Annotated in this window: 23 protein-coding genes; 5 read left to right on the top strand and 18 right to left on the bottom strand. The window is 72.9% G+C overall.

Annotated features, from left to right (window positions below):
• Window positions 1-58: 58 nt before the first annotated feature.
• Genes ACFMQL_RS41260 through ACFMQL_RS41245 form a run of 4 tightly spaced genes read right to left on the bottom strand, consistent with a single transcriptional unit; the run spans window position 59 to window position 4144 of the window.
• Complete coding sequence (locus ACFMQL_RS41260) at window positions 59-1054, bottom strand: LacI family DNA-binding transcriptional regulator (RefSeq protein ID WP_364065618.1); 996 nt, start codon at window positions 1052-1054, stop codon at window positions 59-61.
• Window positions 1051-1932, bottom strand: a complete 882-nt coding sequence (locus tag ACFMQL_RS41255) for a carbohydrate ABC transporter permease (RefSeq protein ID WP_364065615.1) — start codon at window positions 1930-1932, stop codon at window positions 1051-1053. Before ACFMQL_RS41255 ends, ACFMQL_RS41260 begins: the two co-directional genes overlap by 4 nt.
• Window positions 1929-2831, bottom strand: a complete 903-nt coding sequence (locus tag ACFMQL_RS41250; RefSeq protein WP_364065612.1) for a sugar ABC transporter permease — start codon at window positions 2829-2831, stop codon at window positions 1929-1931. Before ACFMQL_RS41250 ends, ACFMQL_RS41255 begins: the two co-directional genes overlap by 4 nt.
• A complete protein-coding gene (locus tag ACFMQL_RS41245) occupies window positions 2828-4144 on the bottom strand; it encodes a sugar ABC transporter substrate-binding protein (protein WP_364065609.1) in 1317 nt (438 codons plus the stop codon). Before ACFMQL_RS41245 ends, ACFMQL_RS41250 begins: the two co-directional genes overlap by 4 nt.
• 178 nt (window positions 4145-4322) lie before the next feature.
• On the opposite strand from ACFMQL_RS41245, the gene ACFMQL_RS41240 reads away from it, so the two are divergent.
• From ACFMQL_RS41240 to ACFMQL_RS41225, 4 genes are all read left to right on the top strand, one after another.
• A complete protein-coding gene (locus tag ACFMQL_RS41240) occupies window positions 4323-6320 on the top strand; it encodes a beta-galactosidase (protein WP_378790095.1) in 1998 nt (665 codons plus the stop codon).
• Window positions 6317-7420, top strand: a complete 1104-nt coding sequence (locus ACFMQL_RS41235; protein ID WP_364065603.1) for an arabinogalactan endo-1,4-beta-galactosidase — start codon at window positions 6317-6319, stop codon at window positions 7418-7420. The genes ACFMQL_RS41240 and ACFMQL_RS41235 overlap by 4 nt, the downstream gene beginning before the upstream one ends.
• Window positions 7421-7496: 76 nt before the next feature.
• Window positions 7497-8132: a nitroreductase family protein gene (locus tag ACFMQL_RS41230; RefSeq protein WP_364065601.1), complete on the top strand. Its 636-nt coding sequence runs from the start codon at window positions 7497-7499 to the stop codon at window positions 8130-8132.
• Window positions 8133-8230: 98 nt separating this feature from the next.
• On the top strand, window positions 8231-9064 hold the full coding sequence (locus ACFMQL_RS41225; protein WP_378790094.1) for an SAM-dependent methyltransferase: 834 nt from the start codon (window positions 8231-8233) through the stop codon (window positions 9062-9064).
• Between the two features lie 27 nt (window positions 9065-9091).
• Here ACFMQL_RS41225 and ACFMQL_RS41220 read toward each other — a convergent pair whose 3' ends face one another.
• The 14 genes from ACFMQL_RS41220 to ACFMQL_RS41155 all read right to left on the bottom strand — a co-directional run bounded on the left by ACFMQL_RS41220 (window position 9092) and on the right by ACFMQL_RS41155 (window position 24772).
• The gene (locus ACFMQL_RS41220) at window positions 9092-10486 is read right to left on the bottom strand and encodes a GH1 family beta-glucosidase (RefSeq protein ID WP_378790093.1); all 1395 of its coding nucleotides are present in this window, start codon (window positions 10484-10486) and stop codon (window positions 9092-9094) included.
• 93 nt (window positions 10487-10579) lie between these two features.
• Window positions 10580-11422 (bottom strand): beta-galactosidase trimerization domain-containing protein, encoded by an 843-nt coding sequence (locus ACFMQL_RS41215; RefSeq protein WP_378790092.1) that lies wholly within the window; start codon window positions 11420-11422, stop codon window positions 10580-10582.
• Entirely contained in the window at window positions 11386-12585 is a 1200-nt protein-coding gene (locus ACFMQL_RS41210; protein WP_378790091.1) for a beta-galactosidase, read from the bottom strand. Before ACFMQL_RS41210 ends, ACFMQL_RS41215 begins: the two co-directional genes overlap by 37 nt.
• A complete protein-coding gene (locus ACFMQL_RS41205; RefSeq protein ID WP_364065589.1) occupies window positions 12582-13607 on the bottom strand; it encodes a LacI family DNA-binding transcriptional regulator in 1026 nt (341 codons plus the stop codon). Before ACFMQL_RS41205 ends, ACFMQL_RS41210 begins: the two co-directional genes overlap by 4 nt.
• Before the next feature lie 147 nt (window positions 13608-13754).
• Entirely contained in the window at window positions 13755-14714 is a 960-nt protein-coding gene (locus ACFMQL_RS41200) for an arabinan endo-1,5-alpha-L-arabinosidase (RefSeq protein WP_378790090.1), read from the bottom strand.
• Window positions 14715-15212: 498 nt separating this feature from the next.
• On the bottom strand, window positions 15213-16226 hold the full coding sequence (locus ACFMQL_RS41195; RefSeq protein ID WP_364065583.1) for a LacI family DNA-binding transcriptional regulator: 1014 nt from the start codon (window positions 16224-16226) through the stop codon (window positions 15213-15215).
• The gene (locus tag ACFMQL_RS41190; protein ID WP_364065580.1) at window positions 16223-17311 is read right to left on the bottom strand and encodes a Gfo/Idh/MocA family oxidoreductase; all 1089 of its coding nucleotides are present in this window, start codon (window positions 17309-17311) and stop codon (window positions 16223-16225) included. Before ACFMQL_RS41190 ends, ACFMQL_RS41195 begins: the two co-directional genes overlap by 4 nt.
• On the bottom strand, window positions 17308-18153 hold the full coding sequence (locus ACFMQL_RS41185; protein WP_364065577.1) for an amidohydrolase family protein: 846 nt from the start codon (window positions 18151-18153) through the stop codon (window positions 17308-17310). The genes ACFMQL_RS41190 and ACFMQL_RS41185 overlap by 4 nt, the downstream gene beginning before the upstream one ends.
• 34 nt (window positions 18154-18187) lie before the next feature.
• The gene (locus ACFMQL_RS41180) at window positions 18188-18649 is read right to left on the bottom strand and encodes a VOC family protein (RefSeq protein WP_364065574.1); all 462 of its coding nucleotides are present in this window, start codon (window positions 18647-18649) and stop codon (window positions 18188-18190) included.
• A 37-nt stretch (window positions 18650-18686) separates the two neighbouring features.
• Window positions 18687-19661 carry a transketolase C-terminal domain-containing protein gene (locus ACFMQL_RS41175; RefSeq protein ID WP_364065571.1) on the bottom strand — a complete coding sequence of 325 codons (975 nt, stop codon included), beginning with the start codon at window positions 19659-19661 and terminating at the stop codon, window positions 18687-18689.
• Entirely contained in the window at window positions 19654-20601 is a 948-nt protein-coding gene (locus ACFMQL_RS41170; protein WP_364065568.1) for a thiamine pyrophosphate-dependent dehydrogenase E1 component subunit alpha, read from the bottom strand. Before ACFMQL_RS41170 ends, ACFMQL_RS41175 begins: the two co-directional genes overlap by 8 nt.
• On the bottom strand, window positions 20594-21940 hold the full coding sequence (locus tag ACFMQL_RS41165) for an adenylosuccinate lyase family protein (RefSeq protein WP_364065565.1): 1347 nt from the start codon (window positions 21938-21940) through the stop codon (window positions 20594-20596). Before ACFMQL_RS41165 ends, ACFMQL_RS41170 begins: the two co-directional genes overlap by 8 nt.
• Before the next feature lie 2 nt (window positions 21941-21942).
• Window positions 21943-22701, bottom strand: coding sequence for an SDR family NAD(P)-dependent oxidoreductase (locus ACFMQL_RS41160; protein ID WP_378790089.1), 759 nt, complete (start codon window positions 22699-22701; stop codon window positions 21943-21945).
• Window positions 22702-22951: 250 nt separating this feature from the next.
• Window positions 22952-24772, bottom strand: a complete 1821-nt coding sequence (locus ACFMQL_RS41155) for an aldehyde ferredoxin oxidoreductase C-terminal domain-containing protein (protein ID WP_378790088.1) — start codon at window positions 24770-24772, stop codon at window positions 22952-22954.
• Between the two features lie 559 nt (window positions 24773-25331).
• Here ACFMQL_RS41155 and ACFMQL_RS41150 point away from each other — a divergent pair.
• The gene (locus ACFMQL_RS41150; RefSeq protein ID WP_364065556.1) at window positions 25332-26588 is read left to right on the top strand and encodes a cation:proton antiporter; all 1257 of its coding nucleotides are present in this window, start codon (window positions 25332-25334) and stop codon (window positions 26586-26588) included.
• Window positions 26589-26615: the final 27 nt, after the last annotated feature.

Below are 26615 nucleotides of genomic sequence, written 5' to 3'. Positions count from 1 at the left end.
CCCATCGCCCCCCGGACGCGCCCGCCCGCGACCCGCCGCCCGGGCCGCCCGCCGGACCCTACGCCGACTCGCGGATGATCAGTTCGGTGGGCAGGACCACCGGCTCGACGTGCTCGGCGCCGTCGATGAGGGCGAGCAGCAGGCGTACGGTCTCCTTCGCCGTCTCCGCAAGCGGCTGGCGGATTGTGGTCAGCGGCGGGTGCGTCGAGACCGCCACCGAGGAGTCGTCGAAGCCGCCCACCGCGACGTCGTCGGGCACCCGCCGCCCGGCCGCGCGCAGCGCCGCGAGCGCGCCCGCCGCCATCAGGTCGGAGGCCACGAACACCGCGTCGATGTCGGGGGTGCGCTCCAGCAGCTCCTTCATGGCCCGCTCGCCGCTCGCCTGGGTCCAGTCGCCGTGGGCGATGAGCCGCTTGGTGGCCCTGCGGCCCAGCACGTCGGCGAAGCCCTCCAGACGCTGGATGCCGCCCGGCGTGTCCATCGGCCCGGTGATCATCGCGATGCGCTTGCGGCCGAGCCGCACGAAGTATTCGGTCATCTGGCGGGCGCCGAGCCGGTCGTCGGCGGCGGCGTACGGGATGACGGTCTCGCGGCCGATGACCGGGCCGCACGAGACCGCGGGCGGGCCGTCCTTCAGCGCGTCGAGCAGCGGGTCGCCGGCGTGCGTCGAGACCAGCAGCACCCCGTCGGCGTGGCCGCCGCGCACGTAGCGGACCACGCGCTCGCGGTCGCCCTCGTTCCCGGCCAGCATCATCACCAGCGACAGGTCGCGCTCGGCCAGCATGCGGATGGCGACCCGGATGAGCGTGCTGTAGTTGGGGTCCTCGAACAGCTTCTCGTGCGGCTCGGACAGCACCATGACGACCGACCCCGTACGCTGCGTGACCAGGCTGCGCGCGGCCCTGTTGACGACGTAGCCGGTCTCGGAGATCGCCCTTTCGATGGCCACGCGCGCCGCCGGGCTCACGTATTTGTCCCCGTTGAGCAGGCGGGAGACCGTTCCACGGGAGACCCCCGCGGCGGCGGCGACGTCGTGGATCGTAGGGCGTTTCATTTCACGGCTCCGGAGGACAGGTCGGTCTTCCAGTATCGCTGCATGGTGAGGAAGAGCGCGATCAACGGCAGGATCGACAGGAACGCGCCCGTGAGGATCAGGTTGTACAGGGAGGGCTGGTTCGCGCCGGCCGCGAGCAGCGTGTACAGGCCCACCGTGAGCGGGAACTTGCCGTCGTCGCCGAGCATGATGAACGGCAGCAGGAAGTTGTTCCAGATCGCTACGAACTGGAACAGGAAGATCGTCACCATGCCCGGCACCATCAGCGGCAGCGCCACCCGCCGCATCAGCAGCCACTCACTCGCCCCGTCGATGCGGCCCGCCTCCAGCAGCGAGTCCGGCACGGCCGCGGTGGCGTAGACGCGGGCCAGATAGATGCCGTACGGGTTGAGGATCTGCGGCAGCAGCACCGCCCAGTGGCTGTCGGCCAGCCCGACCTTGGAGAACAGCAGATACTGCGGCACCGCCAGCACCACCGACGGCACGAGGATGCCGCCGATCAGCAGGTTGAAGATCGCGCTGCGGCCGGGGAAGCGGTACTTCGCCAGCGCGTACCCGGAGACCGCCGAGACGGCGGTGGACAGCAGCGAGCCGCCGCCCGCGTAGATGAGCGTGTTGAGCGCCCACAGCCAGAACACGCCGTCGCGGTAGGCGAACAGCTCGGCCACGTTGGCGAAGAAGCCGGTGCCGAAGGAGAGCGTGGCGGTGCTGAACAGCTCGGCGGGCGACTTGGTCGCCGCGATCAGCACCCACACCACGGGGAACAGGCAGTAGATCGCGCCGATCAGCAGCAGCGCCGTCGGCACCAGGCCGGTCATGCCGGCGGCGCGGGGCCGGCGGTGCGCGGCGGTGGCGGCCGCGGTGGTGAGCGTGGTCATCGGCCCTCTCCGAAGGCGCGGTCGCGGACGATGCGCAGGAACCCGAAGGACAGCACGAGCGCGATCGCCGCGATGACGATCGAGGTGGCGGCGGCCGAGTACAGGTCGCCGGTGACGAACGCGTCGCGGTAGACCTTCATCAGCGGGCTCCACGTGGAGCTGATCGTGTTGGTCAGCGGACGCAGCGCGGTGGGCTCGGTGAACACCTGGACCGTCGCGATGATCGAGAACACCGTGGTCAGAATGATCGCCGGGGCCAGCATGGGGATCTTGACGCGGAGCGCGATCTGCAGCTCGGAGGCGCCGTCGAGGCGGGCGGCCTCGTACAGGTCGCGGGGGATCGCGCGCAGCGCGGTGTAGAGCGCCAGCATGTTGAAGCCGGTGCCGCCCCACACCGCCACGTTCGCCATCGAGTACGTGACCGTGGTGGCGCTCAGGAAGTCCACGTCCAGCACCTGGCGGATGGGGCTGAGCGAGGGCAGGTAGAGAAAGCCCCACAGCAGCGTGGCGGCCACGCCCGGCACCGCGTACGGCAGGAAGATCGCGATCCTGGAGAAGCGGGCGAGCCGCACCCGCGCCGTGTCGAGCAGCAGCGCGAACAGCAGCGCCAGCCCCAGCATCACGACCAGCACCAGCGTGCCGTAGCCGAGCACGCGCAGCCATCCGGCCCACAGCTCGGCGTCGCTCAGCGCGGCGGCGAAGTTGTCGAACCCGGCGAACACCTCCCTGCGCGCGCCCTTGCCCAGGCCGAGCCCGGACACCTTGGTGCGGTGCAGCGCCAGGTAGACGGTGTAGCCGATGGGCACCGCGAGGAAGAGCGTGAACAGCACGATCGCGGGGGCCAGGAACAGGTACGGCCACGGCCCCCGCTCGGGCCGGCTCATCGAGGGACGCTTCATGACGCGAGCTGGAAGCCGGCCTTGCGCATGTCGGCGACCGTGGCCTCCTGCATGCCGCGCACCGCGTCGGAGAACGGGGTGCCGTTCTGCAGCGCCTTGCCGAAGCCGTCCCTGAACGCGTTGTACGCCACGCCCACGTTGGGCCCGAAGGTGAAGCCGCGCGCTCCCTTCGAGACCTCGGCGGCCTGCTGCCAGAAGTCGGCCTGGCCGGAGAAGTACTCGGGTGCCTCGCCGAGCGCCGACTGCGCCTTGGTGGCCGCCGGGTAGATCGCGGCCTCCTTGACCAGCAGGTCGATGGCCTGCGGGTCGGTGTTGAGCCAGGTGGCGAAGCGGGTGGCGGCCGCCTTGTGCGGCGACTTGGCCGCCACGGCGGTGGACGAGCCGCCCCAGAAACCGCTGTAGCTCTCACCCGCGTTCCACTGCGGCAGCGGCGCGACCGCCCACTTGCCCTTGCCCTTGGGGGCGTTGCTGGACAGCACGCCCGGCGCCCACACGGCCGACGGCCAGGTGAGCAGCTTGCCGTCGTTGAGCGCCTTGTTCCACTCGGGGGTGAAGTACGGCATGTCGTCGATGACGCCCTCCTTCACCAGGCCGCCCCAGTAGTCGGCGACCTTGACGGTGGCCTCGTCGGCGATGTTCACCTTCCACGACTCGCCGCTGATCGACCACCACTGGGCGCCCGCCTGCTGCGCCAGACCTGTGAACGCTCCCGGATCGTTGCTGGAGAAGGTGCCCAGGTACACCTTGGAGTCCTTCTTCCTGACCGTGCGCGCCGCCTCGGCGTACTCCTGCCAGGTCTTCGGGACGTCGATGCCGTACTTGTCGAAGAGGTCCTTGCGGTAGAAGAGCATCATCGGGCCGCTGTCCTGCGGGATGCCGTAGACGCCCTCGGTGCCCAGCGTCACCAGGCCCCACAGCCCGTCGGTGAACTCGCCCTTGATCGCGGCGGTCTCGGCCTTGATGTCGGCCACCGCGTCGGCCGCGATGAACGACGGCAGGTGCTGGTACTCGGCCTGCACCAGGTCGGGAGGGTTGCCGGCCTTCGCCGCCGTGAGGAACTTGGCCGCCGCGTCGTCGCCGCCGGCCTGCTTGCTGACCGTCACCTGGATGTCCGGGTTGGCCTTGTTCCAGACCTCGACGATCTTGTCCATGTTGGGGGCCCACGTCCAGTACGTGAGCTTGACGGGCCCCTGGGCGGCGGTCGCCGGGCTCTGCGCCGCCTCGGGCGCTTCGGCGGGTTCGCCGGACGCGCAGCTCGCGAGTGTGGCCGTGAGCGCGACGGCCAGTGCTGCTCCAAGGCGGTGGGCGCGCATGCGTACCTCCAGAAGGTTCTGTGAACGTGCACAGAGTGAAACAGCCCACATTCGAGCGTCAAGGGTTGTTACGTTCTCGTTGCGCGCCTGGAGAAAGTAAGTCCGGGCGGTGACTGTTCTTCCCCGGGCGGATCGGCTTTACTGTGCACGTTCACAGAAAGATGGTGCGGGGGGACGGATGTATCCGGAGCGACCGGCCGGGATCGCCTTCGGCGGCGACTACAACCCGGAGCAGTGGCCGCGCGAGGTGCTGGAAGAGGACGTCGAGCTCATGCGCGAGGCCGGGGTCAACCTGGTGAGCCTGGGCATGTTCTCGTGGGCGCTGATGGAGCCCGAGGAGGGGCGTTTCGACTTCGGCTGGCTCGACGAGATCCTCGACCGGCTGCACGCGGCCGGGGTGGCGGTCGACCTCGCCACGCCCACCGCCGCGCCGCCCGCCTGGTTCGTCGCCCGCCACCCCGACGTGCTGCCGGTCAACAGGGAGGGCGTGCGGATCGGGTTCGGCGGTCGGCAGAGCGCCTGCTCCAGCGCGCCCGCGTTCCGCGCGGCCACCGCCCGGCTGGTGCGCGCGCTGGCCGGGCACTACCGCGACCACCCCGCCGTGGTCATGTGGCACGTGCACAACGAGTACGGCGCCCCGCTCGGCGAGTGCTACTGCGAGCACAGCGTGGCCGCCTGGCGAGAGTGGCTGCGGCACACCTACCGCGACATCTCCGCGCTCAACGACGCCTGGGGCACCACGTTCTGGGGACAGACCTACACCGACTGGTCGCAGATCGACGCCCCGCGCGCCAACCACACGGCGGTCAATCCGGCCCAGCGGCTCGACTACGCCCGCTTCAGCGACGGCGAGCACCGCGCGCACTACGCGCTGCAGCGCGACATCCTGCGCGAGGCGACCCCGCACCTGCCGGTCACCACGAACTTCGCCGGCACGGTCAACTGCAAGTCGACGGACCTGTGGCAGTGGGCCCGCGAGCTGGACGTCGTCGCCAACGACCACTACCTGCAGGCCGAGCGGCCCGACAACCACATCGACCTCGCCATGTCGGCCGACCTCGCCCGCTCGGTGGCCGGCGGCGAGCCGTGGATGCTCATGGAGCACTCGGCGGGCGCGGTCAACTGGCAGCCGCGCAACCTCGCCAAGCGGCCGGGGGAGATGCGCCGCAACAGCCTCGCGCACGTCGCGCGCGGCTCGGACAGCGTGCTGTTCTTCCAGTTCAGGGCCTCGCGCTTCGGCGCGGAGAAGTTCCACTCCGGGATGGTGCCGCACGCCGGGACCGACTCCGAGCAGTGGCGGGAGATCGTGCGGCTGGGCGCGGACCTCAGGCGGCTGGCCGGGGTGCGCGGCAGCCGGGTGCGGGCCGAGGTGGCGCTGGTGTGGGACTGGGAGTCGTACTGGGCGCTGGAGCTCGACTGGCGGCCGTCGGTGGACCTGACGTTCCGCGAGCGGATGGACGCCTTCTACGAGGCGCTGTGGCGCGAGCACGTGACGGTGGACTTCGTCCACCCCTCCGCCGACCTGTCGCGGTACCGGCTGGCGGTGGCGCCCAGCTCGTACCTGCTGACCGAGGCGTCCGCCAAGAACCTCCACCGGTACGTCGAGTCCGGCGGGAACCTCCTCGTGTCCTACTTCTCCGGCATCGTGGACGAGCACGACACCATCCACCCCGGCGCCCACCCCGGCGCGCTGCGCGAGCTGCTCGGCCTGTCGATCGAGGAGTTCCACCCGCTGCGCGAGCACGAGACGGTGGCGCTCACCGCGGACGGTGAGGCCCGCATCTGGTCGGAACGGGTCCGCCTGGCCGGCGCCACCGCCGTGCGCGGCTTCGCCACCGGCCCCGACGCGGGGCACCCCGCCTTCACCCGTCACGACCTCGGCGCCGGCACCGCCTGGTACCTCGCCACCGCGCCCGTCACCGGCCTGCCCGGCCTGCTCGGCCAGGTGCTCGACCACGCCGGGGTGACCAGGCCGCGCGGCCTGCCCGACACCCTCGAACTCGTGCGCAGAGGCCGCCACCTGTTCCTGATCAACCACGGCGACCAGGCCGTGACGGTCGAGGGGGTGAGCGGCGTGAGCGTGTTCGACGGCGTGCGGCACGACGGGCCGGTCACCGTCGCGGCCGGGGCGGTCACGGTCATCGAGGAAACCCCCGACCCTAGGAGAGCGCCATGAGAGGCATCCTCACCGCACTGCTGTTATTCGCCGCCCTTCTCATCGCCCCACCGGCTCAGGCGCGGCAGGCCGCCACCCTCGCGATCAGAGGCGCGGACGTCTCCAGCCTGGCCAAGTCGGAGGCGCTCGGCGGCGTCTACCGCGACGCGAACGGCACCACCGGCGACGCCCTGCGCATCCTGGCGCAGAACGGGGTCAACTCCATCAGGCTCAAGGTCTGGGTGAACCCGGCCGACGGCTACAACACCAAGACGCAGGTCCTCGCGGTCGCCAGGCGCGCCAAGGCGCTCGGCATGAGCCTGCTCGTCGACTTCCACTACTCCGACAGCTGGGCCGACCCCGGCAAGCAGACCAAGCCCGCCGCCTGGCAGTCGCTGCCGTTCGACCGGCTCAAGCAGGCCGTCTACGACCACACCTACGACGTGCTCGACGCCCTGCGCCGCCAGGGCACCACCGCCGACCTCGTGCAGGTCGGCAACGAGATCAACGGCGGCCTGCTGTGGCCCGACGGCGCCAACTCCACCTGGCCGAACACGGCCGCGCTGCTGAACGCCGGCTACGACGCCGTCAAGGCGGTCTCCCCGAGCACCAGGGTCGTGCTGCACCTGGCCGACGGCGGTGACAACGGGCTGTATCGGTGGTGGTTCGACAACGCCGCATCCCACGGCATCCGCTACGACGTGATCGGGCTGTCGTACTACCCGTACTGGCACGGCACGCTGGAGACCTTCCAGGCCAACATCAACGACGTGGCCGCCCGGTACGGCAAGCCGGTGCTGGTCGCCGAGACCGCCTACCCGTTCACCACCGGCGACGCCGACGGCTGGCCCAACATCATCACCGGCGCCGAGCCGTACCCCGGCTACCGCGCCACGCCGCAGGGCCAGTCGGCGATGCTGGCCAAGGTCGCCGACATCGTCCGCGCCGTCCCGGACGGCCGCGGCCTCGGCCTCTACAGCTGGGAGGCCACCTGGACCGCCGTGCCCGGCAACGGCTGGGACCCGGCGGACCCGTCGTCCGGCAACGCCTGGGAGAACCAGGCGCTGTTCGGCTACGACGGCCGCGCGCTGCCCGCGCTCGCGGTGCTCGGCAGCGTCTGATCTCTCAGGGTCTGAGGGCCCGAGCCGGGCGGGGCCGGGCGGGGGATGACGCGCCGAGATGGGCATGATGAAGCGCATGACGATCTCAGCAGACGAGCTGCTCACCACGACCCGCAGCGTCCGCAAGCGCCTCGACCTCACCCGCCCGGTCCCCTTGGAGCTGGTCAAGGAGTGCCTGGACATCGCGCTCCAGGCGCCGTCCGGCAGCAACGTGCAGAACTGGCACTGGGTGGTGGTCACCGACCCGGACAAGCGCAAGGCCATCGGCGGCTACTACGAGCGCGCGTGGCGCCGCTACCGCGAGTCGGCGGCGTCGGCAGGGCGGCTGTTCGCCGACGACCCCGACAGGGCCGCCGTCCAGCAGCGGGTCTCGGAAAGCGCCGCCTACCTCGCCGAGCACATGGGCGAGGTGCCGGTGCTGGTGATCGGCTGCCTGACCGTGCCGGCCCTGCCCGAGGGCAACCAGGCCGGGCTGTGGGGCTCGCTGCTGCCCGCCGCCTGGAGCTACATGCTCGCCGCCCGCGCCCGCGGCCTGGGCACCGCGTGGACATCGCTGCACCTGGCGTACGAGCACGAGATCGCCGAGCTGCTCGGCATCCCGGGCGACGTGCGCCAGGGGGTGCTCATCCCGACCGCCTACTACACGGGCGAGACGTTCGGGCGGGCCAAGCGGCAGCCGCTGGACACGGTGCTGCACATCGACCAGTGGTGACTTTTCACCGCAAATCCCGATATTTCAAGATTCGCCGCTCGATGCCGGGCTTCTCGACTTAGGATCTTCGCCAGACCCCTGATCCAGAGGAGCCGACAGTGCCCGAGAGTGAGCAGGAGAGCGCGCCCAGCGGGATCGACACGAGCAAGCCCAGCGTCGCCCGCGTCTACGACTACATGCTCGGCGGCAAGGACAACTACGAGGTCGACCGGCAGGTGGCCGCCGCCGCTCTGAAGATCGCGCCGGACGCGCCGCAGGCGGCGATGGCCAACCGGGAGTTCCTGCGGCGCACCGTCCGCTACCTGGCGGGCGAGGCAGGACTGCGGCAGTTCCTGGACATCGGCTCGGGGCTGCCCACGCAGGGCAACGTGCACGAGGTGGCCCAGTCCGTACGCCCCGGCGCCCACGTCGTCTACGTCGACCACGACCCGATCGTGCTCGCCCACGGCCGCGCGCTGCTGGCCGTGGACGAGACCACCACGTTCGTCGACGCCGACGCCCGCGAGGCCGAGAAGGTCATGGACGACCCGAGGACGCGGGCCCTCATCGACTTCTCCGAGCCGGTCGGGCTGCTGCTCTTCGGCATCCTGCACCACCTCAGGGACGAGGACGACCCGAAGGGCGTCGCCGCCCGCTACATCGGCAGGCTCGCGCCGGGCAGCCACGTGGTGATCTCCCACTTCCACAACCCGGGCCCGGCCCTGCCCGAGGTGTCCGAGCAGGCGGCCACCGCGGAGCGGCTGTTCAACGAGCACCTCGGCACCGGCCGCTGGCGCACCCGGGAGGAGATCCTGGCCTACTTCGAGGGCCTCGAACTGCTGGAGCCCGGCCTGGTGCCGCTGCCCGAGTGGCGGCCGGAGACCGGTGACCACCAGGCGGCGCCGGGGATCACGTACCACACCTTCGTGGGCGGCGTGGCACGCAAGCCCTGATCCCCGGACGGCCACCGGGCGCGCGGCTCAGCCGACCGGCAGCTTGCCGGAGGTGACCACGTCGCGGTACCAGAAGGCGCTGTCCTTCCAGGTGCGCTCCATCGTCTCGCGGTCCACCCGGACGATGCCGAACCGCTTGGCGTAGCCGTGCGCCCACTCGAAGTTGTCCATCAGCGACCAGACGAAGTAGCCGCGCACGTCCACGCCCTGCGCGATGGCCTCGCCGACCGCCGTCAGGTGGCGGTGCAGGTAGTCGACGCGGTCGCTGTCGTGCACGCGCCCGTCGGGGGAGACCGGGTCGGGGAAGGCCGCGCCGTTCTCGGTGATCATGACGGGCAGGCCCGGATAGTCGCGGTGCAGCCGCAGCAGCAGCTCGGTCAGGCCGGTCTCGTCGATGTTCCAGCCCATCTCCGTGTACGGGCCGGGCTGGCGCACGAACTCCACGCTGTCGCAGGCGATCCACGGCGAGGCCGCGCCGTCCTGGTGGCCGTCGGCGGTCTCCTTGGGGCCCTTGCCGTCCCAGTGCCGCACCAGCGTCGGGTTGTAGTAGTTGACGCCGAGCACGTCCAGCGGCTGGTTGGCGATCGCGGTGTCGCCGTCGCGCACGAACGACCAGTCGGTCACCCCGGCGGTGTCGGCGAGCAGGTCGGCCGGGTAGGCGCCCTCCAGCATCGGGCCGAGGAAGGCCCGGTTGGCCAGCGCGTCCGTGCGCCGCACCGCGTCCGCGTCGGCCTCGGACACGCCGCGGATGTGGTGCAGGTTGAGCGTGACCGACATCTGCGCGTCCTTGGCCGCGGTCGAGCGCAGCGCCTGCACGGCCAGGCCGTGGCCCAGGTTGAGGTGGTGCACGGCGGCCAGCGCGGCGGCCGGCTCGGTGCGCGCCGGGGCGTGCACGCCGGAGGCGTAGCCCAGGTAGGCCGAGCACCACGGCTCGTTCAGCGTGATCCAGGTCCGTACGCGGTCGCCGAGCGCCTCGCCCATGATCCTGGCGTACTCGGCGAAGCGCTGCGCGGTGTCGCGGTTCGGCCAGCCGCCCGCGTCCTCCAGCTCCTGCGGCAGGTCCCAGTGGTAGAGGGTGGCGACCGGCGCGATGCCCCGGCTCAGCAGGCCGTCCACGAGCCGCTGGTAGAAGTCGAGCCCGGCGGCGTTGACCGGACCGCTGCCGCCCGGCTGCACGCGCGGCCAGGAGATGGAGAAGCGGTAGGCGCCGACGCGCAGCTCGGCCAGCAGGTCGAGGTCCTCCTCCAGCCGGTGGTAGTGGTCGCAGGCCACGTCGCCGGTGTCGCCGTTGGCGACCAGGCCGGGCGTGTGGGAGAAGGTGTCCCAGATGGACGGGCCGCGGCCGTCCTCGTTCCAGGCGCCTTCCACCTGGTAGGCGGCGGTGGCGGTGCCCCAGACGAAATTGTCGGGAAAGGTGGACATGTCACTCCTTGTGGGCAAAAGGTGATCTCAGGAAGAGGGAGGTTCAGGGGGCGGCGGCCCGGCGGCTTCCGCCGGGACCTGTGCGGCGGGTGATCATCCTGCGGCGCCGCCCGTGGGGACCAGCGCGGCGACCTCGCGGGGCGCCAGCGTCACGGAGCCCTCGGCGGTGGCGCCGGTGAGCAGGTCGTCGGCGCGTTCCGGCAGCTCCACCCGTACGGTGTCCGTCCCGTGGTTGAGCACGAACAGCACCTCGCCGCGGCGCACCGCCTCCACGCCGGGCGGCAGCGCGGGCAGTACGCCCGTCACGCCCGCGTCGGCCAGCACCCGCTCGGCCAGCGCGGCGAGCGCGGCCGGCTCGGGCATGGTGCCGACGTACCAGGCCAGGCCGTCGCCGTGCCGGTGGCGGGTGACGGCGGGCAGCCCGGCCAGGCCGCCTGAGGCGTACTCGGCCACCACCTCGGCGCCTTCGGCCGCCAGCAGCTCGGTCCAGGTGTCGGCGGTGAACTCCGCGCCGCCCTGCCAGCGGCACCGTACGGGCTCGCCCACGGGCTGCCACTCCTCGCCGGAGGCGCCGAGCACCTCGCGCAGCGGCGCGGGGAAGCGCCCGATGCGGATGTGCGCGCGCGGGTCCGCCACCCCGGAGAACGGGCCCACCACGAGCACCCCGCCGCGCCGGACGTAGGCGTCGAGACCGGCCGCCTGCTCGTCGCTGACGAGGAACAGGTTCGGCACCACGACCAGCGCGTACGCGTCCAGGTCCGCCCCCGGCGGCACCACGTCAACGGCGACGCCGCGCTCGAAGAACGGCACGTAGTAGCGCAGCAGCTGCTCGTCGGCGTTGAGCCGGTCGCTGGGCCGCCCGCGCTCCTCCAGCGCCCACCAGCTCTCCCAGCCGAACATCATCGCCACCCGCGCCGGCACCTCCGTGCCCGCCACGCCCGACAGCCTGCGCAGCTCCCGGCCGTGCTCGCGCACCGCGCGGTGCAGCCGCGTCTCGGGCCGGCGTGCGGCACCATCGCGGCGTGGAAGCGCTCGGCGCCGAAGCGGGAGGCCCGCCACTGGAAGTAGCAGAGCCCGTCCGCGCCGCGCGCCAGCGCCTGCAGCGACTCCAGGCGGAACTGTCCCGGCGGCTTGGGCAGGTTGTGCGGGCGCCAGTTGACGGCGCTGGTGGCCTGCTCCATCAGCAGCCACGGCCGGCCCTTGGCCAGGCCGCGCATGAGGTCGTGGGTGAGCGCGGTCCTGGCCGGGGTGAGCGGGTCGCCGGGCTCGGGGTAGCAGTCGTTGGCGACCACGTCCTCCTCCTCGGCCCACGCCCAGGAGTCGATGCCCTTGAACAGGCCCATGAAGTTCGTGGTGACCGGCACGCCGGGGGTGCGGGCGCGCAGCACGTCCCGCTGGGCGCGGAAGTGCGCGAGCATCTGGTCGGAGCAGAAGCGCCGCCAGTCCAGCCGCTGGCTCGGGTTGACGATGTAGGGGGCGGCGCGCGGCGGCAGCACCTCCGCCCAGTCGGAGTAGCCCTGGCTCCAGAACGTCGTGCCCCACGCCTCGTTGAGCCCGTCGAGGCCGCCGTACCGCTCGCGCAGCCAGCTCCGGAACGCGGCGGCCGAGGCGTCGCAGAAGCAGACCTGGCCGTACTCGTTGCCGACGTGCCACATCGCCAGCGCCGGATGACCGGCGTAGCGGTCGGCCAGCGCGGTCACAAGATCGAGGGAGCGCTCCCAATAAACGGACGAAGAAGGACAAAACTGGTTGCGCGCGCCGTACCAGAGCGTGTGGCCGTGCTCGTCCACGGGCAGCGTCTCCGGCCAGCGGTGGCCCAGCCACGGCGGCGGCGAGGCCGTCGGCGTGGCCAGGTCCACGCCGATGTCATGCGCGGCCATCAGGTCGAGCAGCCGGTCCAGCCAGCCGAAGTCGCGCTTGCCCGGCTCGGGCTCCAGCCGCGCCCAGCTGAACACGCCGACCGTGACCAGGTTGACCCCGGCGTCGCGCATCAGCGCGGCGTCCTGTGCCCACACCTCCTCAGGCCACTGCTCGGGGTTGTAATCCCCGCCGAACAGCAGTCCCCGTTTCTGGGTGAGGGTGTGCATACCGAGCTTCACGAAGCGGCTCCCGTACGAGGTGGTGCGGAACTGTCGCCGGTCACCAGCCGGCAAGGCACCAGGCGCTGCCGGGGCGGCCCGCCGCCGCCCAACCGGTCGATGAGCATGCGGGCGCCCAGCCTGCCCAGCTCCGCGCTGGGCGGCTCGAGCGTGGTCAGCCTGGGATGGAAGATCTCCGCGACCCGCGCCGACGCCAGCACGAGCAGCAGCGTCAGGTCGTCGGGCACGCGCAGGCCGCGCCGCGCCGCGGCGGCGAGCACGCCGGCCGCCGCCCGGTCGCCCATCACGGCCAGCGCCGTGACGTCGGGGCGGACGTCGAGCAGCGCGTCCAGCGCCCGCGCGCCCTCCTCGCGGGAGCCCGCGTGGCCGCCGTCCACGTAGTCGAGCCCGGCTTCGCGGGCGGCCGTGGCGAGCGCGGCGGAGGAGCGGACGGCCGGGCCGTACCCGGCCTCGAACGCGGCGGCGGGCGAGTTGACGAAGGCCAGCACCCGGTGGCCGAGCCCGGCCACGTGCGCCACGGCCTGCCGCGCCGTGGCGGCGAAGTCGATGTCGGCGTAGTCGATGCCCTCGGGGTCGCGGGTGCGCCCGATCATCGCGAACGGCACCCCGGCGCGCGCCAGGAACGCCGGCCGCTCGTCGTCGAGCCGCACCTCCATCAGCAGCACGCCGTCCACCAGCCCGAGCCCGGTCAGGTGGCGCAGCTCCTCGACCGGGGCGGCGCTCTCCGGGGAGAGCAGCACGTGGTAGCCGAGCTCCTTGGCGGCCTCGGCCGCGGCGGTGGCGAAGCCCATCCCCGTCGGGCCGAAGCCGCCGGCCGGCGGCGGGAACAGCAGCGCGAGGATCCTCGTGCGCTTGCTCTGCAGGCCCCTGGCCAGCAGGTTCGGCCGGTAGCCGAGCTCGCGGGCGGCCTGCTCGATGCGCAGCTTGGTGGCCGCCGCCACCGGACGGGTGCCGTTGAGCGCGGCCGAGACGGTGCTGACGGCCACCTGCGCGCGTGCTGCCACGTCGCGCAACGAGGTCATGGCGCTCCAACGGTCGATATGAGAAATCGAAACGTTTCGACAACCTAAAGTCCGATTTGCGGCGTTGTCAATGGTGGAGCGCGGCCATCTCGAACGCTGGACGGGCGGCGGGCGCCATCGCGCCCGCCGCCCGCCGGTGTGCGCGGGTCAGTACACGTACGGCCAGCCGGCCGAGTCCCAGCCGATGAGGTTGATCCCGAGCTTCGGCGTGCCGTTGTCGTTGCGGTCGTAGTAGTGGTAGACGAGCAGGTCGCCGTCCACGTCCGACATCAGGCTCTGCCCGCCGGGGCCGACGACCTGATCGTGCGTCTCCAGCACCATCGTGCCGCCGCCGTCCAGCATCCGGCGGCCCGAGCGGTCCACGTACGGGCCGGTGGGGCTGGTCGAGCGGCCCACCTTGATCTTGTACGTGCTGTCCAGCCCGGCGCAGCACCGGTCGTAGGAGGCGAACAGGTAGTAGTAGTTCCCGTGCCGGATGATCGCGGGCGCCTCCACCGCGTACGGCGCGTCAGGCCGGGTGGCCAGGTGGTAGAGCGTGCGGTCGGAGGAGTGGCGCTTGCCGGTCGCCGGGTCGAGCCTGATCATCCTGATGCCCGTCCAGTACGACCCGAAGCTCAGCCACCACCGGCCCTGGGCGTCCACCAGCAGGTTGGGGTCGATCGCGTTGTGGTCGGAGCCGGTGGTCGTGGAGTAGACGATGCCCTGGTCGGTCCAGGTGCCCGGCTGGCCGGTCGAGCTGGTGGCCAGGCCGATCGCCGAGTTGTTCGATCCGAAGCTGGAGACCGCGTAGTACATCAGGTATCTCCCGCCCTGCTGGGAGATGTCGGGCGCCCACGGGTCGTTGCCCGACGAGTACGTACGCCACCACGACGGCGGCGTGCCGAAGGCGTTGCCCGCCCTGGTGAAGTGGATGCGGTCGGTCGAGGTCCGGGCCTCCAGGTAGCCGTGGGTGGAGTAGAGCACGTAGCCGGACGGGGTGCGGATCATCGTGGGGTCGTGCACGACCACGTCACCGGTGACCCGGCCGGGGCCGGGATAGGCGAGCGCGGCCGCGGTGAGCGTGAGCGCCGCCGCGGCGGCGGCGGCGAGACGGGACAGGCGGCGCAAGGGTCCTCCTTCGAACGGGAAAGGTGACCGCTTCGCCTGCCGGACGCTGCGCCGGTTGCGTCGCAGGCAATGTAGGCGCGGTTTTCCGCGAGCGTCAACCCTGGGGTGCGCGGGCGTGAAAGTTACATGGCACCGGCTCCCGTCGCTTGCTCCTGAGCTGCGGCGATGCGGTGCGGCGCGGGGGCGGGTCTTGACGCGGCGGCTTGACGTTCGTAGGTTCGGGCCGCTTTCGAACCGTGATGTTAGCGCTAACATCAGCGCTCGGCATCAGCGCCGCCGGAAGCTGCGCCGCGTCACCCGCACCGGCCGGACGGCCCCGCGTCCGGCCGGGCTCCGCCGTGGCCGTGATCCGGCCTGACAGTCTCAGCGCGGTGCCCCATGGCCTGGCCCGCTGCGCCTGGCCCGCTGCGGCCGGCTCCGGGCGGCGGGCTCAGCTCGGTGGGGGCAGGAGAGCGGCGGCGGGCTCAGCTCGGTGGGGGCAGGGGAGCGGCGGCGGGCTCAGCTCGGTGGGGGAGCGGTGGAGCGGCGCTGGATCAGCTCGATCGGCCCGGCCAGCACCTCGGCCACCGTCGCGTCCGGGTCGAGGCCGCCCAGCAGCGTCACCCCGCGCCGGCCCAGCTCGGCCAGCGGCATCCGGACGGTGGTGAGCGCCGGGTTGAGATAGCCGGCCAGGTCGAGATCGTGCACCGCGACGATCGACAGGTCGCGCGGGATCTCCAGCCCGGCCGCCCGCGCGGCGTCCATCGCCCCGATCGCCGAGGCCACGTTCGCGACGAACACCGCCGTCGGCCGCTCGCCCTCGGGGGCGTTCGCGAGCAGCCTGGCCATCGCCGCCGCCCCGCCCGCGGGCGTGTAGTCGGCCGCCGTGATCGGCCCCTCCGGCAGGCCGGCGTCGCGCATGGCCGCCGAGTAGCCCGCCGACCTGCGCGCGGCCGTGTCGGCGCGGGACGGGCCCGCCAGATGCGCGATGCGGCGGTGGCCGAGGCGTACCAGGTGCTCGACGGCGAGCGCGGCGGCCCGCTGGTCGTCGAGGATGACGTAGCGCTTGACGCCCCTGCTGCGGTTGTTGAGCATCAGCCACGGGATCGCCGCCCGGTCGAGCTGCGCGGTCAGGCCGGAGTCGTCGCCGGTCCCGGCCAGCAGCAGCCCGTCGATGCGGCCCTGCCCGATGCGGTCCATGTACTCGCCGAGCCCGGCCCCGATCGCGCTGCCGGTGACCAGCACGTAGCCCTGCGCGGCCGCCTCCGCCTCCGCGCCCTTGATGATCTCGGCGTAGACGGGGTTGGCGAAGTCGGGGATGAACAGCCCGAACATGTGCGCCCGCGAGGTGCGCAGGCTGCGCGCGGCCACGTTCGGCCGGTAGCCCAGCTCCTCGATGGCGGCGAGCACGCGCTCGCGCGTCTCCTGCCGGATGTTGAGCGTCGGGTCCTTGTTGACGACCCGCGAGACCACGGCCCTGTCGACCTTCGCGACCGCGGCGACGTCGGCGAGCGTCACGCGGGCGCGCTTCATGACGGCGATCCCGGGCGTACGCTCTGGCCGCTGTCCATCGACCGGTAGAGCGCGTCGAGCAGGCGCAGCGTTCCGAGGTTGTCGGCGCCCGAGGTCTCCGGCTCGCCGCCCTCGGCGATCGCCCGCAGCAGCGACCCCATCGGCCCGGCCACCGCGTCGGGCAGCCAGCGCCGGGTCACCGGGTACGGCAGCCAGCCGTCCGTCGGCAGCACCCGGCTGTTCACCTCCAGGGTGTCGGGGCGGCCGTGCGGATAGTCGTACAGCAGGCCGAGCGTGCCCTTGATCGCGCCCTCGGTGCCGTCGATGCGGAAGGTCGCCTCGCCGTCGCCGGTGCGGTTCTCGTGGGTGGCGTGCACCAGCGCCCGCACCTCGCCCGGATAGACCAGCGTGCTCATCGTGCGCGTCTCGCCCTTGGCGACCTGCCCCGGCGTGCGGCTGCCGGTGCAGAAGACCAGCTCGGGGTCGCCCAGCACGGATCTGATCGCGTCGAGGTAGTGGATCGAGTGGTAGACGATCTCCAGCCGGTCGGTGGTGACCAGCCAGTCCCAGGCGCTCCAGTCGGTGAAGATGTCGACGGTGAACGTCATCGCCGTCGGCGCGCCGATCCACCCCTGACGCACCATGGCGCGGGCGGCCGCGATGCCCTCGTCGAAGCGGAGCTGCTGGTTGACCGCGATCTTGCGGCCGGCCTTGCCCGCCAGCTCCACCAGCTCCCGCCCGGTGGCCACGTCGGGCGCGAACGGCTTCTGGCACAGCAGGTGCTTGCCCGCCTCCAGTGCCTGCCGCGCGATGCCGGGCTGCGCGGCCGGCGCGACCGCGATGTCCACGACCTCGGCCCGCTCGTCGGCCAGCAGCTCCTCCAGCGACCCGTACACGCGCGGCACCCCGTGCCGGGCGGCCACCTCGGCGGCGCGTTCCGCGTTCAGGTCGTACAGGCCGGTCACCTCCAGCCCGGCCTGCCGGTAGGCGGGCAGGTGGGCCACGTCCACGATGGCCCCGGCGCCCACGATCGCGACCGGCCGGCGGTGCCCGGCCGGGATCGTCAGATCGGCGGCGGCCGCGATGGGCGCGAAAACGTCGATCACTGCTCCTCCATCCCGTAGAAGCGGGCCGCGGTGCCGCCGAGCACCTGCGCGCGGCCGGCCTCGTCCAGGCCCGACAGCGCGACCAGCGTCTCCCGCCACACCTTGGCGTAGTCGCCGGCGAGCGTGGCGACCGGCCAGTCGCTGCCGAACATCAGCCGCTCGGGGCCGAACAGCTCGATCGCGTGCTCGACGTACGGCCGCAGGTCCTCACCCGTCCACGTCTCGGCGTCGGCCGCGGTGTTGAGCCCCGACACCTTGGCGTACACGTCCGGGCACTCCGCCGCCCTGGCCAGCAGCGACGCCCAGGGCTCCCAGCCCTTCTCCTTGATCGGCGGCTTGGCCAGGTGGTCGATCACCATGCGCAGCCCCGGCACCCGCTCGGCCAGCACCGGCACGTGCTCCAGGTGGCGCGGCAGCACCGCCACCACGTCGAACGGCACCCCGGCCGCCGCCAGCAGCTTCAACCCTTCGATCACCGGCTCCTGCAGCACCCAGTCGGGGTCGGGCTCGTCGTGGATGAGGTGCCGGACGCCCGCGAACTTCGGATGCCGCCGGTACCGCTCCAGCGCCTCGGCCGCCTCCTCGGGCCGCAGCAGCGGCACCCAGCCGACCACCGCGCCGATGACGTCGTAGGCGTCGGCCTGGGCGAGCATCGCGCCGGTGTCCTCATAGGAGTCCATCGCCTGCACCAGGACCGTGCGGTCCACCCCGGCCGCGGTGAGCTGGGGCAGCAGCTCCGGCGGCTCGAACGTACGGAAGATCGGCCCCGACTCCGGCGTCAGCCAGGGGTACGAACCCGTCTCCAGGTTCCAGAAGTGCTGGTGGGCGTCGATGACGGTCATCCAGCTCCCCTTCCCATGATCAATCGTTTGAGCGTCACAAGGTAGCAGGAGGTTGGACGAGCTCCAGCGTGATCTCGTCCGGGTCGAGGAAGTAGCAGGCGTAACCGCCCTTGTTCACGCCCGCGGTGATCTCGGCGGGCGGGTTGACGAAGCGCACTCCCGCGGCCGACAGCCTGGCGTGCTCGGCGCGGGCGTCCTCGACGGTGAGCGCCAGGTGGGCGGCGCCGGGCAGGTGGCGGGCCGGGTCGCGGGGCGCACCGCGCGGCCGGACGTACTCGACCAGCTCCAGGTCGTGGGTGGAGACGCCGCGCGGCTGTCCCGGCACCGCGAGCTGGGCCACCCGCAGCACCGCGTCGGGGTAGCCGACCAGGCGGCGGGTGTAGTCGTTGTCCTGCACCTGCGTGTGCACGAGCGTGAAGCCGAGCAGGTCGCGGTAGAAGGCCACGCTCCTGTCCAGGTCGGCCACCGTGAACGAGAAATGCCAGACGCCTCTCATCGCATCGCCTCCTGTCCGGCGGCCGGCCGCGCCGCCGTCAGCCCTTGACCAGTCCCCGTACCTCCGCCGCGATCCTGGCGGCGTCCGGCACCAGCGCCCCGGCCAGCACCGGCGCGGCCGGGATCCGCACGTCCGGCGTGCCGATCCTGATCGGCGGCGCGAGCAGGGGCGCCCCCGCCTCCGTGACCCGGGCGACGACCTCGGCGCCGAAGCCGCCGGTGACGTTCGCCTCGTGGACGACCGCGAGCCGGCCCGTGCGCGACACCCCCGCGAGCACCGCGTCGAGGTCGAACGGGTTCAGCCACGGCGTCTCCAGCACCTGCGCCTCGATGCCCTCCCCGGCCAGCCGTCCCGCCGCATCCAGCACCCGGTGCGTCATCGCGCCCCAGGTCACGATCGTCACGTCCGAGCCGTCGCGGCGGGTGCGCGCCCCGCCCACCGGCCTGACCGCGCCGCCCGTCTCGACCGGCTCCTTGGGGCCGAAGTAGAGCGTGCGGTTCTCGATCACCAGCACCGGGTCGTCGCAGTGCACCGCCGTCACCAGCAGGTCGTAGGCGTCCTGCGGGGTGCTCGGCATGCACACCCGCAGCCCCGGCACGTGCAGGAACAGCGCCTCCAGCGACTGCGAGTGCTGCGCGCACGCGCCCGGCGCGTTGCCCTGCTGCGTACGGATCGTCAGCGGCGCCGCCAGCCGGCCGCCCGACACGTAGCGCACGTTGGCCGCCTGGTTGACGATCTGGTCCAGCGCCACCAGCGAGAAGTCGGCCCACATGATCTCCACGATCGGGCGGCGGCCGAACATCGCCGCGCCCACCGCGCTGCCCAGGATCGCCGACTCGCTGATCGGGGTGTCGAAGACCCGCTCGCCGTACCGCCCGCGCAGCCCCCGCGTCACCCCGAACACGCCGCCCGGCACGGCCACGTCCTCGCCGTAGACCAGCGTCTCCGGCAGCTCCTCCATCACCCGGTGCAGGGCCGCGTTCACGGCCTCACCGTAGGTCAGCTCACGCATACAGGTGCTCCCTCGCTGTGGCGGGGTCGGCGAGCGGCTCCGCCTGCGCGGCCGCCGCCGCGGCCGCCATCTCCTCGCGGGCCCGCCGCTCCACCGCGTCGATCTCCGCCTCCGGCACGCCGTCGGCCAGCAGGCCCGCGCGCAGCCGCGCGATCGGCTCCCTGCTCCTGATCCGGTCCAGCTCGCCCGGCTGCCGGTAGGTCTCGGCGTCGCCGATGTAGTGGCCGACCAGCCGGTCCGTCATGCACTCCAGCAGCGTCGGCCCGCCGCCCTCCCGGGCCACCTCGATCGCGTCGCGCACGTGGAAGCGCACCGCCTCGGCGTCGTTGCCGTCCACGCGCCGGCCCGGCATCCCGTATCCGGCGGCGCGCTCGGACAGGCGCGGGTTGCCCACCATGCCGGAGATCGGCGTCAGCTCCGAGTAGCGGTTGTTCTCGCAGATGAACACCACCGGCAGCCGGAAAGCGGCGGCGAAGTTCAGCGCCTCGTGCACCGCGCCCTGGTTCATCGCGCCGTCGCCGAACACGCTCACCGCGACCCGGCCGGAGCCGTCGTACCGGCCCGCCAGCGCCGCGCCGCAGGCCAGCGGCGCGCCCGCGCCGACGATCGAGTTCTCGCCGTGAAAGCCGTAGTCGGCCGCGGTGAAGTACGCAGAACCGCCGCGCCCGCCGTTGACCCCGCCCGCCCGGCCCATCAGCTCCGCGAACAGCGGCTGCGCGGGAACCCCACGGGCCAGCGCCCAGCCGTGCCCCCGGTAGGTCGCGAACAGCGCGTCCTGCGGATCCAGCTCGCCGCACGCGCCGACCGGGATCGCCTCCTGCCCGATGCACAGGTGCACCGACCCGACGATGGGGCCCTGCGCCCGCAGCTCCCGCACCTGCTCCTCGAACGCGCGGATCCGCCACATGGCCAGCAGGTCCGCCAGCCGTCTCTCACTCATGCTCGTGCCTCCAGGCCTTCAGGGCCGCGGCGCAGATGGCCCCGGCGTCGCCGATGTAGGACTCCGGCGGGATGGGCAGCGGGCCCAGGCTCTCCAGGTCGCCCGGCCCGGCCGTCTCGCGCAGCGCGTCGGCCAGCGCCCTGCCGTGCTCGCGCGCCTCGTGCGCCGCCCGGTAGACCAGGTCGTGCGCGCGCTCGCGGCCCAGCGCGGGCGCCAGGCGCATCATGTACGCCTCCGCCATGATCAGGCCGCCCTCCGCGTCCAGGTTGGCGCGCATCGCCTCCGGATAGACGCGCAGGCCGCCCGCCACGTCGGCGGCCGTGGCCAGCGCGCCCGCGGCCAGCTCGGCCAGCAGCGGCACCACGTACCACTCGACCTGCCACTCGCCGGCCGCCCGCTCGTGCCCGGCCTCCATCGCGCGGAACAGGCCCGAGCTGAGCGCGCCCGCCGTGCCCGACATGCCGATCACCGCCTCGCAGCCGATCGGGTTGGCCTTCTGCGGCATCGTCGACGAGGCGCCCCGGTGATGGCCGCCCGCCTCGCGCACCTCGCCCACCTCGGTCCGCGACAGGTCCACGACCTCGCGGGCGAAGCGGGCCGCCGTCGCCGCCAGCGACGCGCACGTCACGCCGAACTCCGCCACGCCGTCCCTGGCCACGTGCCAGGGCACCTCGGTCGTGCGCAGGCCCAGCTCGCGCGCCATCGCCGCGCGCACCTGCGACGAGCGCCCGCCCATGGCGGCCGAGGTGCCGCCCGCGCCGAACAGCGACACCACCCGCACCTGCCGCGCCGCCGCCGCCACCCGTTCGCGCTGCCTGGTCACCTCCGCGAGCAGCACCGCCATCTTCGCCCCGAACGTCGTCGGCACCGCCTGCTGGGCGTGCGTGCGGGCGGCGATCACCGTGCCGGCGTGCTCCTCCACCAGCCGCGCCACCGCGTCACCGAACGCGCCGAGCAGCTCCGCCAGCCGGTCGAGCGCCTCGCCGAGCTGTAGCGCCAGACCGGTGTCCATGATGTCCTGGGTGGTCGCGCCGTAGTGCACGCGGCCGTCGGGACCCTCCGGCAGCGCCGCGGAGATCATCCGTACGAGGGGGAGTATCGGGTAGCCCACGTTGACCGCCTCCGACCACAGGCGGGGCATGTCCACCGTCGCCGGCACGCACGCCGCGGCGATGGCCGCCGCGTCCCCGTGGCCGATCACGCCCGCTTCGGCCTGCGCCCTGGCCAGCGCCGCCTCGGTGCGCAGCCAGGCCAGCACCGTGCGCTCGGCGGAGAAGATCTCGGCCATCGCGGCGTCGCCGAACAGCTCGGGCAGCAGTTTGAACGTCTGCTTGCTCAAGGTCAGTTCATCTCCAGTCCGCCGTCGACGTTCAGGGCCTGGCCGGTCACGAACGACGCCAGGTCGCTGGCCAGGAACAGCACCGCCGACGCCACCTCCTCGGGCCGCCCGGGGCGCTTGAGCGGCGTGCGCCCGCTGACCTCCTTCAGGTGGCTCTCGCCGGCCCGCGGGCCGAAGCGGCGGTCGCGGTCGCTGAGGATCTCCTCCCACATGGGGGTGAGGAAGACGCCGGGGCAGACCGCGTTCACCCGGACGGGGGCCAGCGCTTCCGCCGCCGACTTGGTCAGCGACAGCAGCGCCGTCTTGGCCGCCGAGTAGTGGGCCGCGTTCGGCCGTCCCGAGCGGGCGGCCACCGAGGCCAGCGTCACGATCGAGCCGCCGCCCTGCCCGGCCATCCTGCGGCCGGCCGCCTGCGTCAGCCAGAAGGTGGCGTTGAGGTTGACGTCCACGACGCGCAGCCACTCATCGGGCTCGATGTCGAGCAGCGGCGTGGTGCGCATGATCCCGGCGCAGTTGACCAGCACGTCGATGCGGTCGAGATCGGCGACCAGGGAGACGGCCTGGGCGCGGTCGGTCAGGTCGGCGGGCCGCGCCGCGACGCCGAGCTCGGCCGCCGCCTCGGTCAGGCGCGGGCCCTCCAGGTCGGAGAGCACGACGTCGGCTCCCGCGTCGGCCAGGGCGCGGGCGCAGGCGAACCCGAGGCCGCCCGCGCCGCCGGTGACGAGCGCGGTGCGGCCGGTCAGGTCGATCGTGACAGGCATCCCCTCTCCCTCTGCCTCGGTCAAACGATTGACCGCACGATAACAGCGCGGCTGGAAATGGAACAAGGGGGCGTTCAATCGTTTTTATCGGGATATTTCGCTGAATGGGCGGTTTGACGGCGCGCGGTGGTGGCCGCGGTCAGCGGTCACGGCGGCGGGGCGGGCCGGTGACCGCGGCGGCTTCGTCGCGCGTCCCGTGGCCGCTGCGGCGGCGGGGCTCAGTGTCGCGCCGCCGCCGCAGCGCGCCTCGTCACGAGCCGTCTTTCCAGCCCAGCTCCTCGTAGAAGGCGCGGCGCGCCCGCGCGAACGCCTCCCGGTCGAGCACGGCGCCCTCGTACGGGCCCTCCGCGATGGGCTCGTCGTGCAGCCGCGCCGGCAGCTCCTCGCTCAGCCGGTCGGGGAAGTCCTGCGCGTCCGCCCCGGCGTCGCGGCCCTCGCGCAGGGCGTACGCGCGCATCCCGTCCAGCCTCGCCTGGCCGGCCGCGAGCAGGTCCTTGAGCGTGAACTTCTCCCCGAGCACGGCCGTCACCAGCGAGATCAGGTGATCGACGGTGAGCGGGCGGGTCGGCGTCGAGGCGAACACGCACAGGTTCAGCGCGTCCAGCGCGCTCCACAGCCGCAGCAACCGGGCGCTGCGCCGGCCCCGCTCCTCGTTCAGCCGCCCGGCCGGCGCGGGTGCCGCGCCGACCCTGGCGGCCTCGGGGAAGCTGTAGCCGAGCCCGGCGACCGGGTCGAAGTCGAGGTCGTGCTCAAGGGCGTCGTAGCGCGGGCCGCCGGGTGCCAGGGCGTACCCGAGCCCGAGCCCCGGCTGCGGGCGCGGGTCGAAGCACGGCAGCTCGGCGCCCTTGGCCGTCATCGCGTACGGCACCGCCTCGGGGCCGATGCGCCGCGCCGCCCTGGCCGAACCCTCCGCCAGCAGGTCGCCGAGGGCGCCCGAGCGGGTGGCGACGTCCTCGATCAGGCTCTTGAGCGCCGCCGTGTCACCGAACGCGGGACCGTCCGGCAGCAGCCCGCGCTGCGCGCACTCCATCGCGAACGCGAGCGTGCCGCCCAGCGAGACCACGTCGAGGCCGAGGTCGTTGCAGCGGGCGTTGGCGGCGAGCACGGCGTCGAGGTCGTCGATGCCGAGGTTCCAGCCGAGCGACAGGAACGCCTCCTGGCCCAGCCCGCCGGTCCGCCGCTCGCCGCCGCCGGGCGGGGCGAAGATCTTGATGCAGTCGTTCGGGCAGCCGGGGCAGCAGCCGGAGGTGGACACCGCGCGGCCGTCGTAGTCCTCGGTGGCAGGGACGCGCAGGCCGGGCTCGCCGGTCTCGGAGAAGTTGCGGACCGAGGCGTAGCCGGGGGCGAGCGGATCGATCCAGCCCGCGAACCCCGGCACGCTCGCCTGGAGCGCGGCGAGCGGGTTCGTGGCCAGCGCGCCGCGGTAGTAGGTGTCCAGCGCGGCTATCTTGCCCGGGTCGGCCACCTCGGCGGGCGCGCCGCCGCCCGCGCACACGATGGCCTTGAGGTTCTTGGACCCGAACACCGCGCCGAGCCCGTACCGGCCCGCCGCGAAGGCGTGATCGGTCACCACGGAGGCGTACCGCACCAGGTGCTCGCCCGCCGGGCCTATCGCCGCCACGTGCGCCTCGCCGCCGTGCTTCGCGCGCAGCGCGTCCGTGGTCTCGGCCACTCCCAGCCCCCGCAGCTCGGGACACGCGTGCACGCTCACCCGGCCGTCCTCGACCAGCACGTACGACAACCGCTCCGCACGCCCCGTCACCGCCAGCGCCCGCGCACCGGACGCCCGCATCCCCGCCGCGAACGGTCCAAGCGCGTGCGCCTCACCGGCCACACCCGTCAACGGCGACTTCGCCAGGAACACCGCCTTGGCCAGCCCCGGCGCCAACGTCCCGCCGAGCATTCCCGCGGCGACGTACAGCAGAGTGCGCGGGTCGTACGGGTCGAGCCCCGGCACCGTCCGCTCGTTCAGCAACCGCAGGCCGAGCACGGTCCCGCCGTAATGTCCCTTCTCCGAAGTCCGGTCTTCCTTCTCGACGTCTCCGCTGGTCACATCAACGATGAACGGCATTCGCCCGGCCTCCTGGAGTCAAACGAGGGGATCGGGCGGCACAACATCACATGACGCGGAAAAAGCGCAACCCTTCACTCCGAAACCCCGTCTCGGCAGGCTGTCCCGCGCCCCGCCTCGGCAGGCGGCGCCCGCCGGAACTCCCTGAGTGCGCTCGCCGGCTCGCCTCCCGGTACATCCGCCACCACCCGGGACACCGCACCCTCGCCCGCCGCGCCACCGGGCGGGACATTCGCCCCGGCCTGCCGTTCCTTCACCCGAAGCCGGTCCGCGCCACCGGCGGGACCGCCCCGGCCTGCTGTTCCTTCACCCGAAGCCGGTCTGCGCCACCGGCGGGACCGCCCCGGCCTGCTGTTCCTTCACCCGAAGCCGGTGCCCTCCGGTTCTCGCCCGAGCTCCCAGCGCGCGTGCTCGGCCGTTCGGCGCGCCGTCGCTCGCCTGGCCGTGGCGCGCGCGAGGCACCCTGCGCCGAGCCGTCCGGGCCGCGGCCTCTCCGACGGGCGAAAGTGGAGCGGACATAGGTGATAAGTCAGTGATCTTCCGGGCAGTGTCCGGGGTGATGCCCACCCTTGACCTCATGCTGGCCCTCGGCGGCGCGGCCGCGCTGCTCGCCGCCATCCTGCCCGACGTGCTGGCCCGCCGCCCCGTCTCCCTGCCGCTGGTCTACCTGGTGGCAGGCGTGCTGCTGTTCGCGTTACCCATCGGCCTGCCCGACCCCGACCCGATCGTCCACCGTACGGCGCTCGAGCACATCGCCGAGCTGTGCGTCGTGATCTCCCTCATGGGCGCGGGCCTGGCCATCAACCGGCCGGTCGGCGCGCGCCGCTGGTCCACGACCTGGCGGCTGCTCGGCCTCGCCATGCCGATCACCGTGCTCATGGTGGCCGCGGCGGCCGTCGCGCTGCCCGGCTGGCCGTTCGCGGCGGCGCTGCTGCTCGGTGCCGTACTCGCGCCCACCGACCCGGTGCTCGCCTCCGACGTGCAGGTCGGCGAGCCCGTGGACGCCGAGAACGCCGACGACGAGGTCCGCTTCGCCCTCACCTCCGAGGCGGGGCTCAACGACGGGCTCGCCTTCCCCTTCGTGTACGCCGCCATCGCCGTCGCCGTGTCCACCGGCGCCGGCCGCCTGGGGGAGTGGGCGCTGACCGACGTGCTCCACCGCACCGTCGCCGGCCTGGCGTCGGGCCTGCTGATCGGGTACCTGCTCGGGAGGCTGTTCTTCCACGGCGCGGCGGGCGGGCGGCCCCTGTCGGAGCGCCGTGACGGGTTCGTCGCGCTGGCGGCCACCTTCCTGGCGTACGGGGTGACGGAGCTGATCCACGGCTACGGCTTCATCGCCGTGTTCGTCACCGCCTGCGCCATCAGGAACGCCGAGCGCGGGCATGGCTACAACAACGTGCTGCACGGGTTCGTCGAGCAGCTCGAACGGCTGTTCACCGCCTGGCTGCTGCTCCTGCTCGGCGGGTTCGTCGCCACCGGCGGGCTGGCGGCGCTCACCTGGCGCGGCGCGGCCGTCGGGCTGCTGCTCGTGCTGGTGATCCGGCCGCTGGCGGGCTGGCTGAGCCAGTGGCGCGGCCGCGCGGGGCCCAGGGAGCGGCTGGCCGTCTCGTTCTTCGGCATCCGGGGGATCGGGTCGCTGTTCTATCTGGCGTACGCGCTGGGCGAGGCGGACTTCGGCGTACCCGCCGAGGAGCTGTGGGCGGTGACCGGGTTCACGATCGTCGTCTCGGTGGTGCTGCACGGCGTGACGGCCACGCCGGTGATGCGGCGCGTGGACGCCATCCGCGACCGCCGCGCCGCCGCGTCAGAGGGCTGACGCCGGCCGGGACCTCGCGCCTGGTCG

The organism is Nonomuraea fastidiosa (assembly GCF_042751225.1).
Taxonomy (GTDB): domain Bacteria; phylum Actinomycetota; class Actinomycetes; order Streptosporangiales; family Streptosporangiaceae; genus Nonomuraea; species Nonomuraea fastidiosa.
The sequence above is the reverse complement of the archived record's forward strand: the minus strand, read 5'-3'. Positions and strand labels throughout refer to the sequence as shown.

What these genes read in the sequence shown, in the direction of transcription:
- ACFMQL_RS41260 (WP_364065618.1), bottom strand. Translation starts at nt 1,054, where the DNA reads ATGAAACGCCCTACGATCCACGACGTCGCCGCCGCCGCGGGGGTCTCC.
- ACFMQL_RS41255 (WP_364065615.1), bottom strand. Translation starts at nt 1,932, where the DNA reads ATGACCACGCTCACCACCGCGGCCGCCACCGCCGCGCACCGCCGGCCC.
- ACFMQL_RS41250 (WP_364065612.1), bottom strand. Translation starts at nt 2,831, where the DNA reads ATGAAGCGTCCCTCGATGAGCCGGCCCGAGCGGGGGCCGTGGCCGTAC.
- ACFMQL_RS41245 (WP_364065609.1), bottom strand. Translation starts at nt 4,144, where the DNA reads ATGCGCGCCCACCGCCTTGGAGCAGCACTGGCCGTCGCGCTCACGGCC.
- ACFMQL_RS41240 (WP_378790095.1), top strand. Translation starts at nt 4,323, where the DNA reads ATGTATCCGGAGCGACCGGCCGGGATCGCCTTCGGCGGCGACTACAAC.
- ACFMQL_RS41235 (WP_364065603.1), top strand. Translation starts at nt 6,317, where the DNA reads ATGAGAGGCATCCTCACCGCACTGCTGTTATTCGCCGCCCTTCTCATC.
- ACFMQL_RS41230 (WP_364065601.1), top strand. Translation starts at nt 7,497, where the DNA reads ATGACGATCTCAGCAGACGAGCTGCTCACCACGACCCGCAGCGTCCGC.
- ACFMQL_RS41220 (WP_378790093.1), bottom strand. Translation starts at nt 10,486, where the DNA reads ATGTCCACCTTTCCCGACAATTTCGTCTGGGGCACCGCCACCGCCGCC.
- ACFMQL_RS41205 (WP_364065589.1), bottom strand. Translation starts at nt 13,607, where the DNA reads ATGACCTCGTTGCGCGACGTGGCAGCACGCGCGCAGGTGGCCGTCAGC.
- ACFMQL_RS41195 (WP_364065583.1), bottom strand. Translation starts at nt 16,226, where the DNA reads ATGAAGCGCGCCCGCGTGACGCTCGCCGACGTCGCCGCGGTCGCGAAG.
- ACFMQL_RS41185 (WP_364065577.1), bottom strand. Translation starts at nt 18,153, where the DNA reads ATGACCGTCATCGACGCCCACCAGCACTTCTGGAACCTGGAGACGGGT.
- ACFMQL_RS41180 (WP_364065574.1), bottom strand. Translation starts at nt 18,649, where the DNA reads ATGAGAGGCGTCTGGCATTTCTCGTTCACGGTGGCCGACCTGGACAGG.
- ACFMQL_RS41175 (WP_364065571.1), bottom strand. Translation starts at nt 19,661, where the DNA reads ATGCGTGAGCTGACCTACGGTGAGGCCGTGAACGCGGCCCTGCACCGG.
- ACFMQL_RS41170 (WP_364065568.1), bottom strand. Translation starts at nt 20,601, where the DNA reads ATGAGTGAGAGACGGCTGGCGGACCTGCTGGCCATGTGGCGGATCCGC.
- ACFMQL_RS41160 (WP_378790089.1), bottom strand. Translation starts at nt 22,701, where the DNA reads ATGCCTGTCACGATCGACCTGACCGGCCGCACCGCGCTCGTCACCGGC.
- ACFMQL_RS41155 (WP_378790088.1), bottom strand. Translation starts at nt 24,772, where the DNA reads ATGCCGTTCATCGTTGATGTGACCAGCGGAGACGTCGAGAAGGAAGAC.
- ACFMQL_RS41150 (WP_364065556.1), top strand. Translation starts at nt 25,332, where the DNA reads ATGCCCACCCTTGACCTCATGCTGGCCCTCGGCGGCGCGGCCGCGCTG.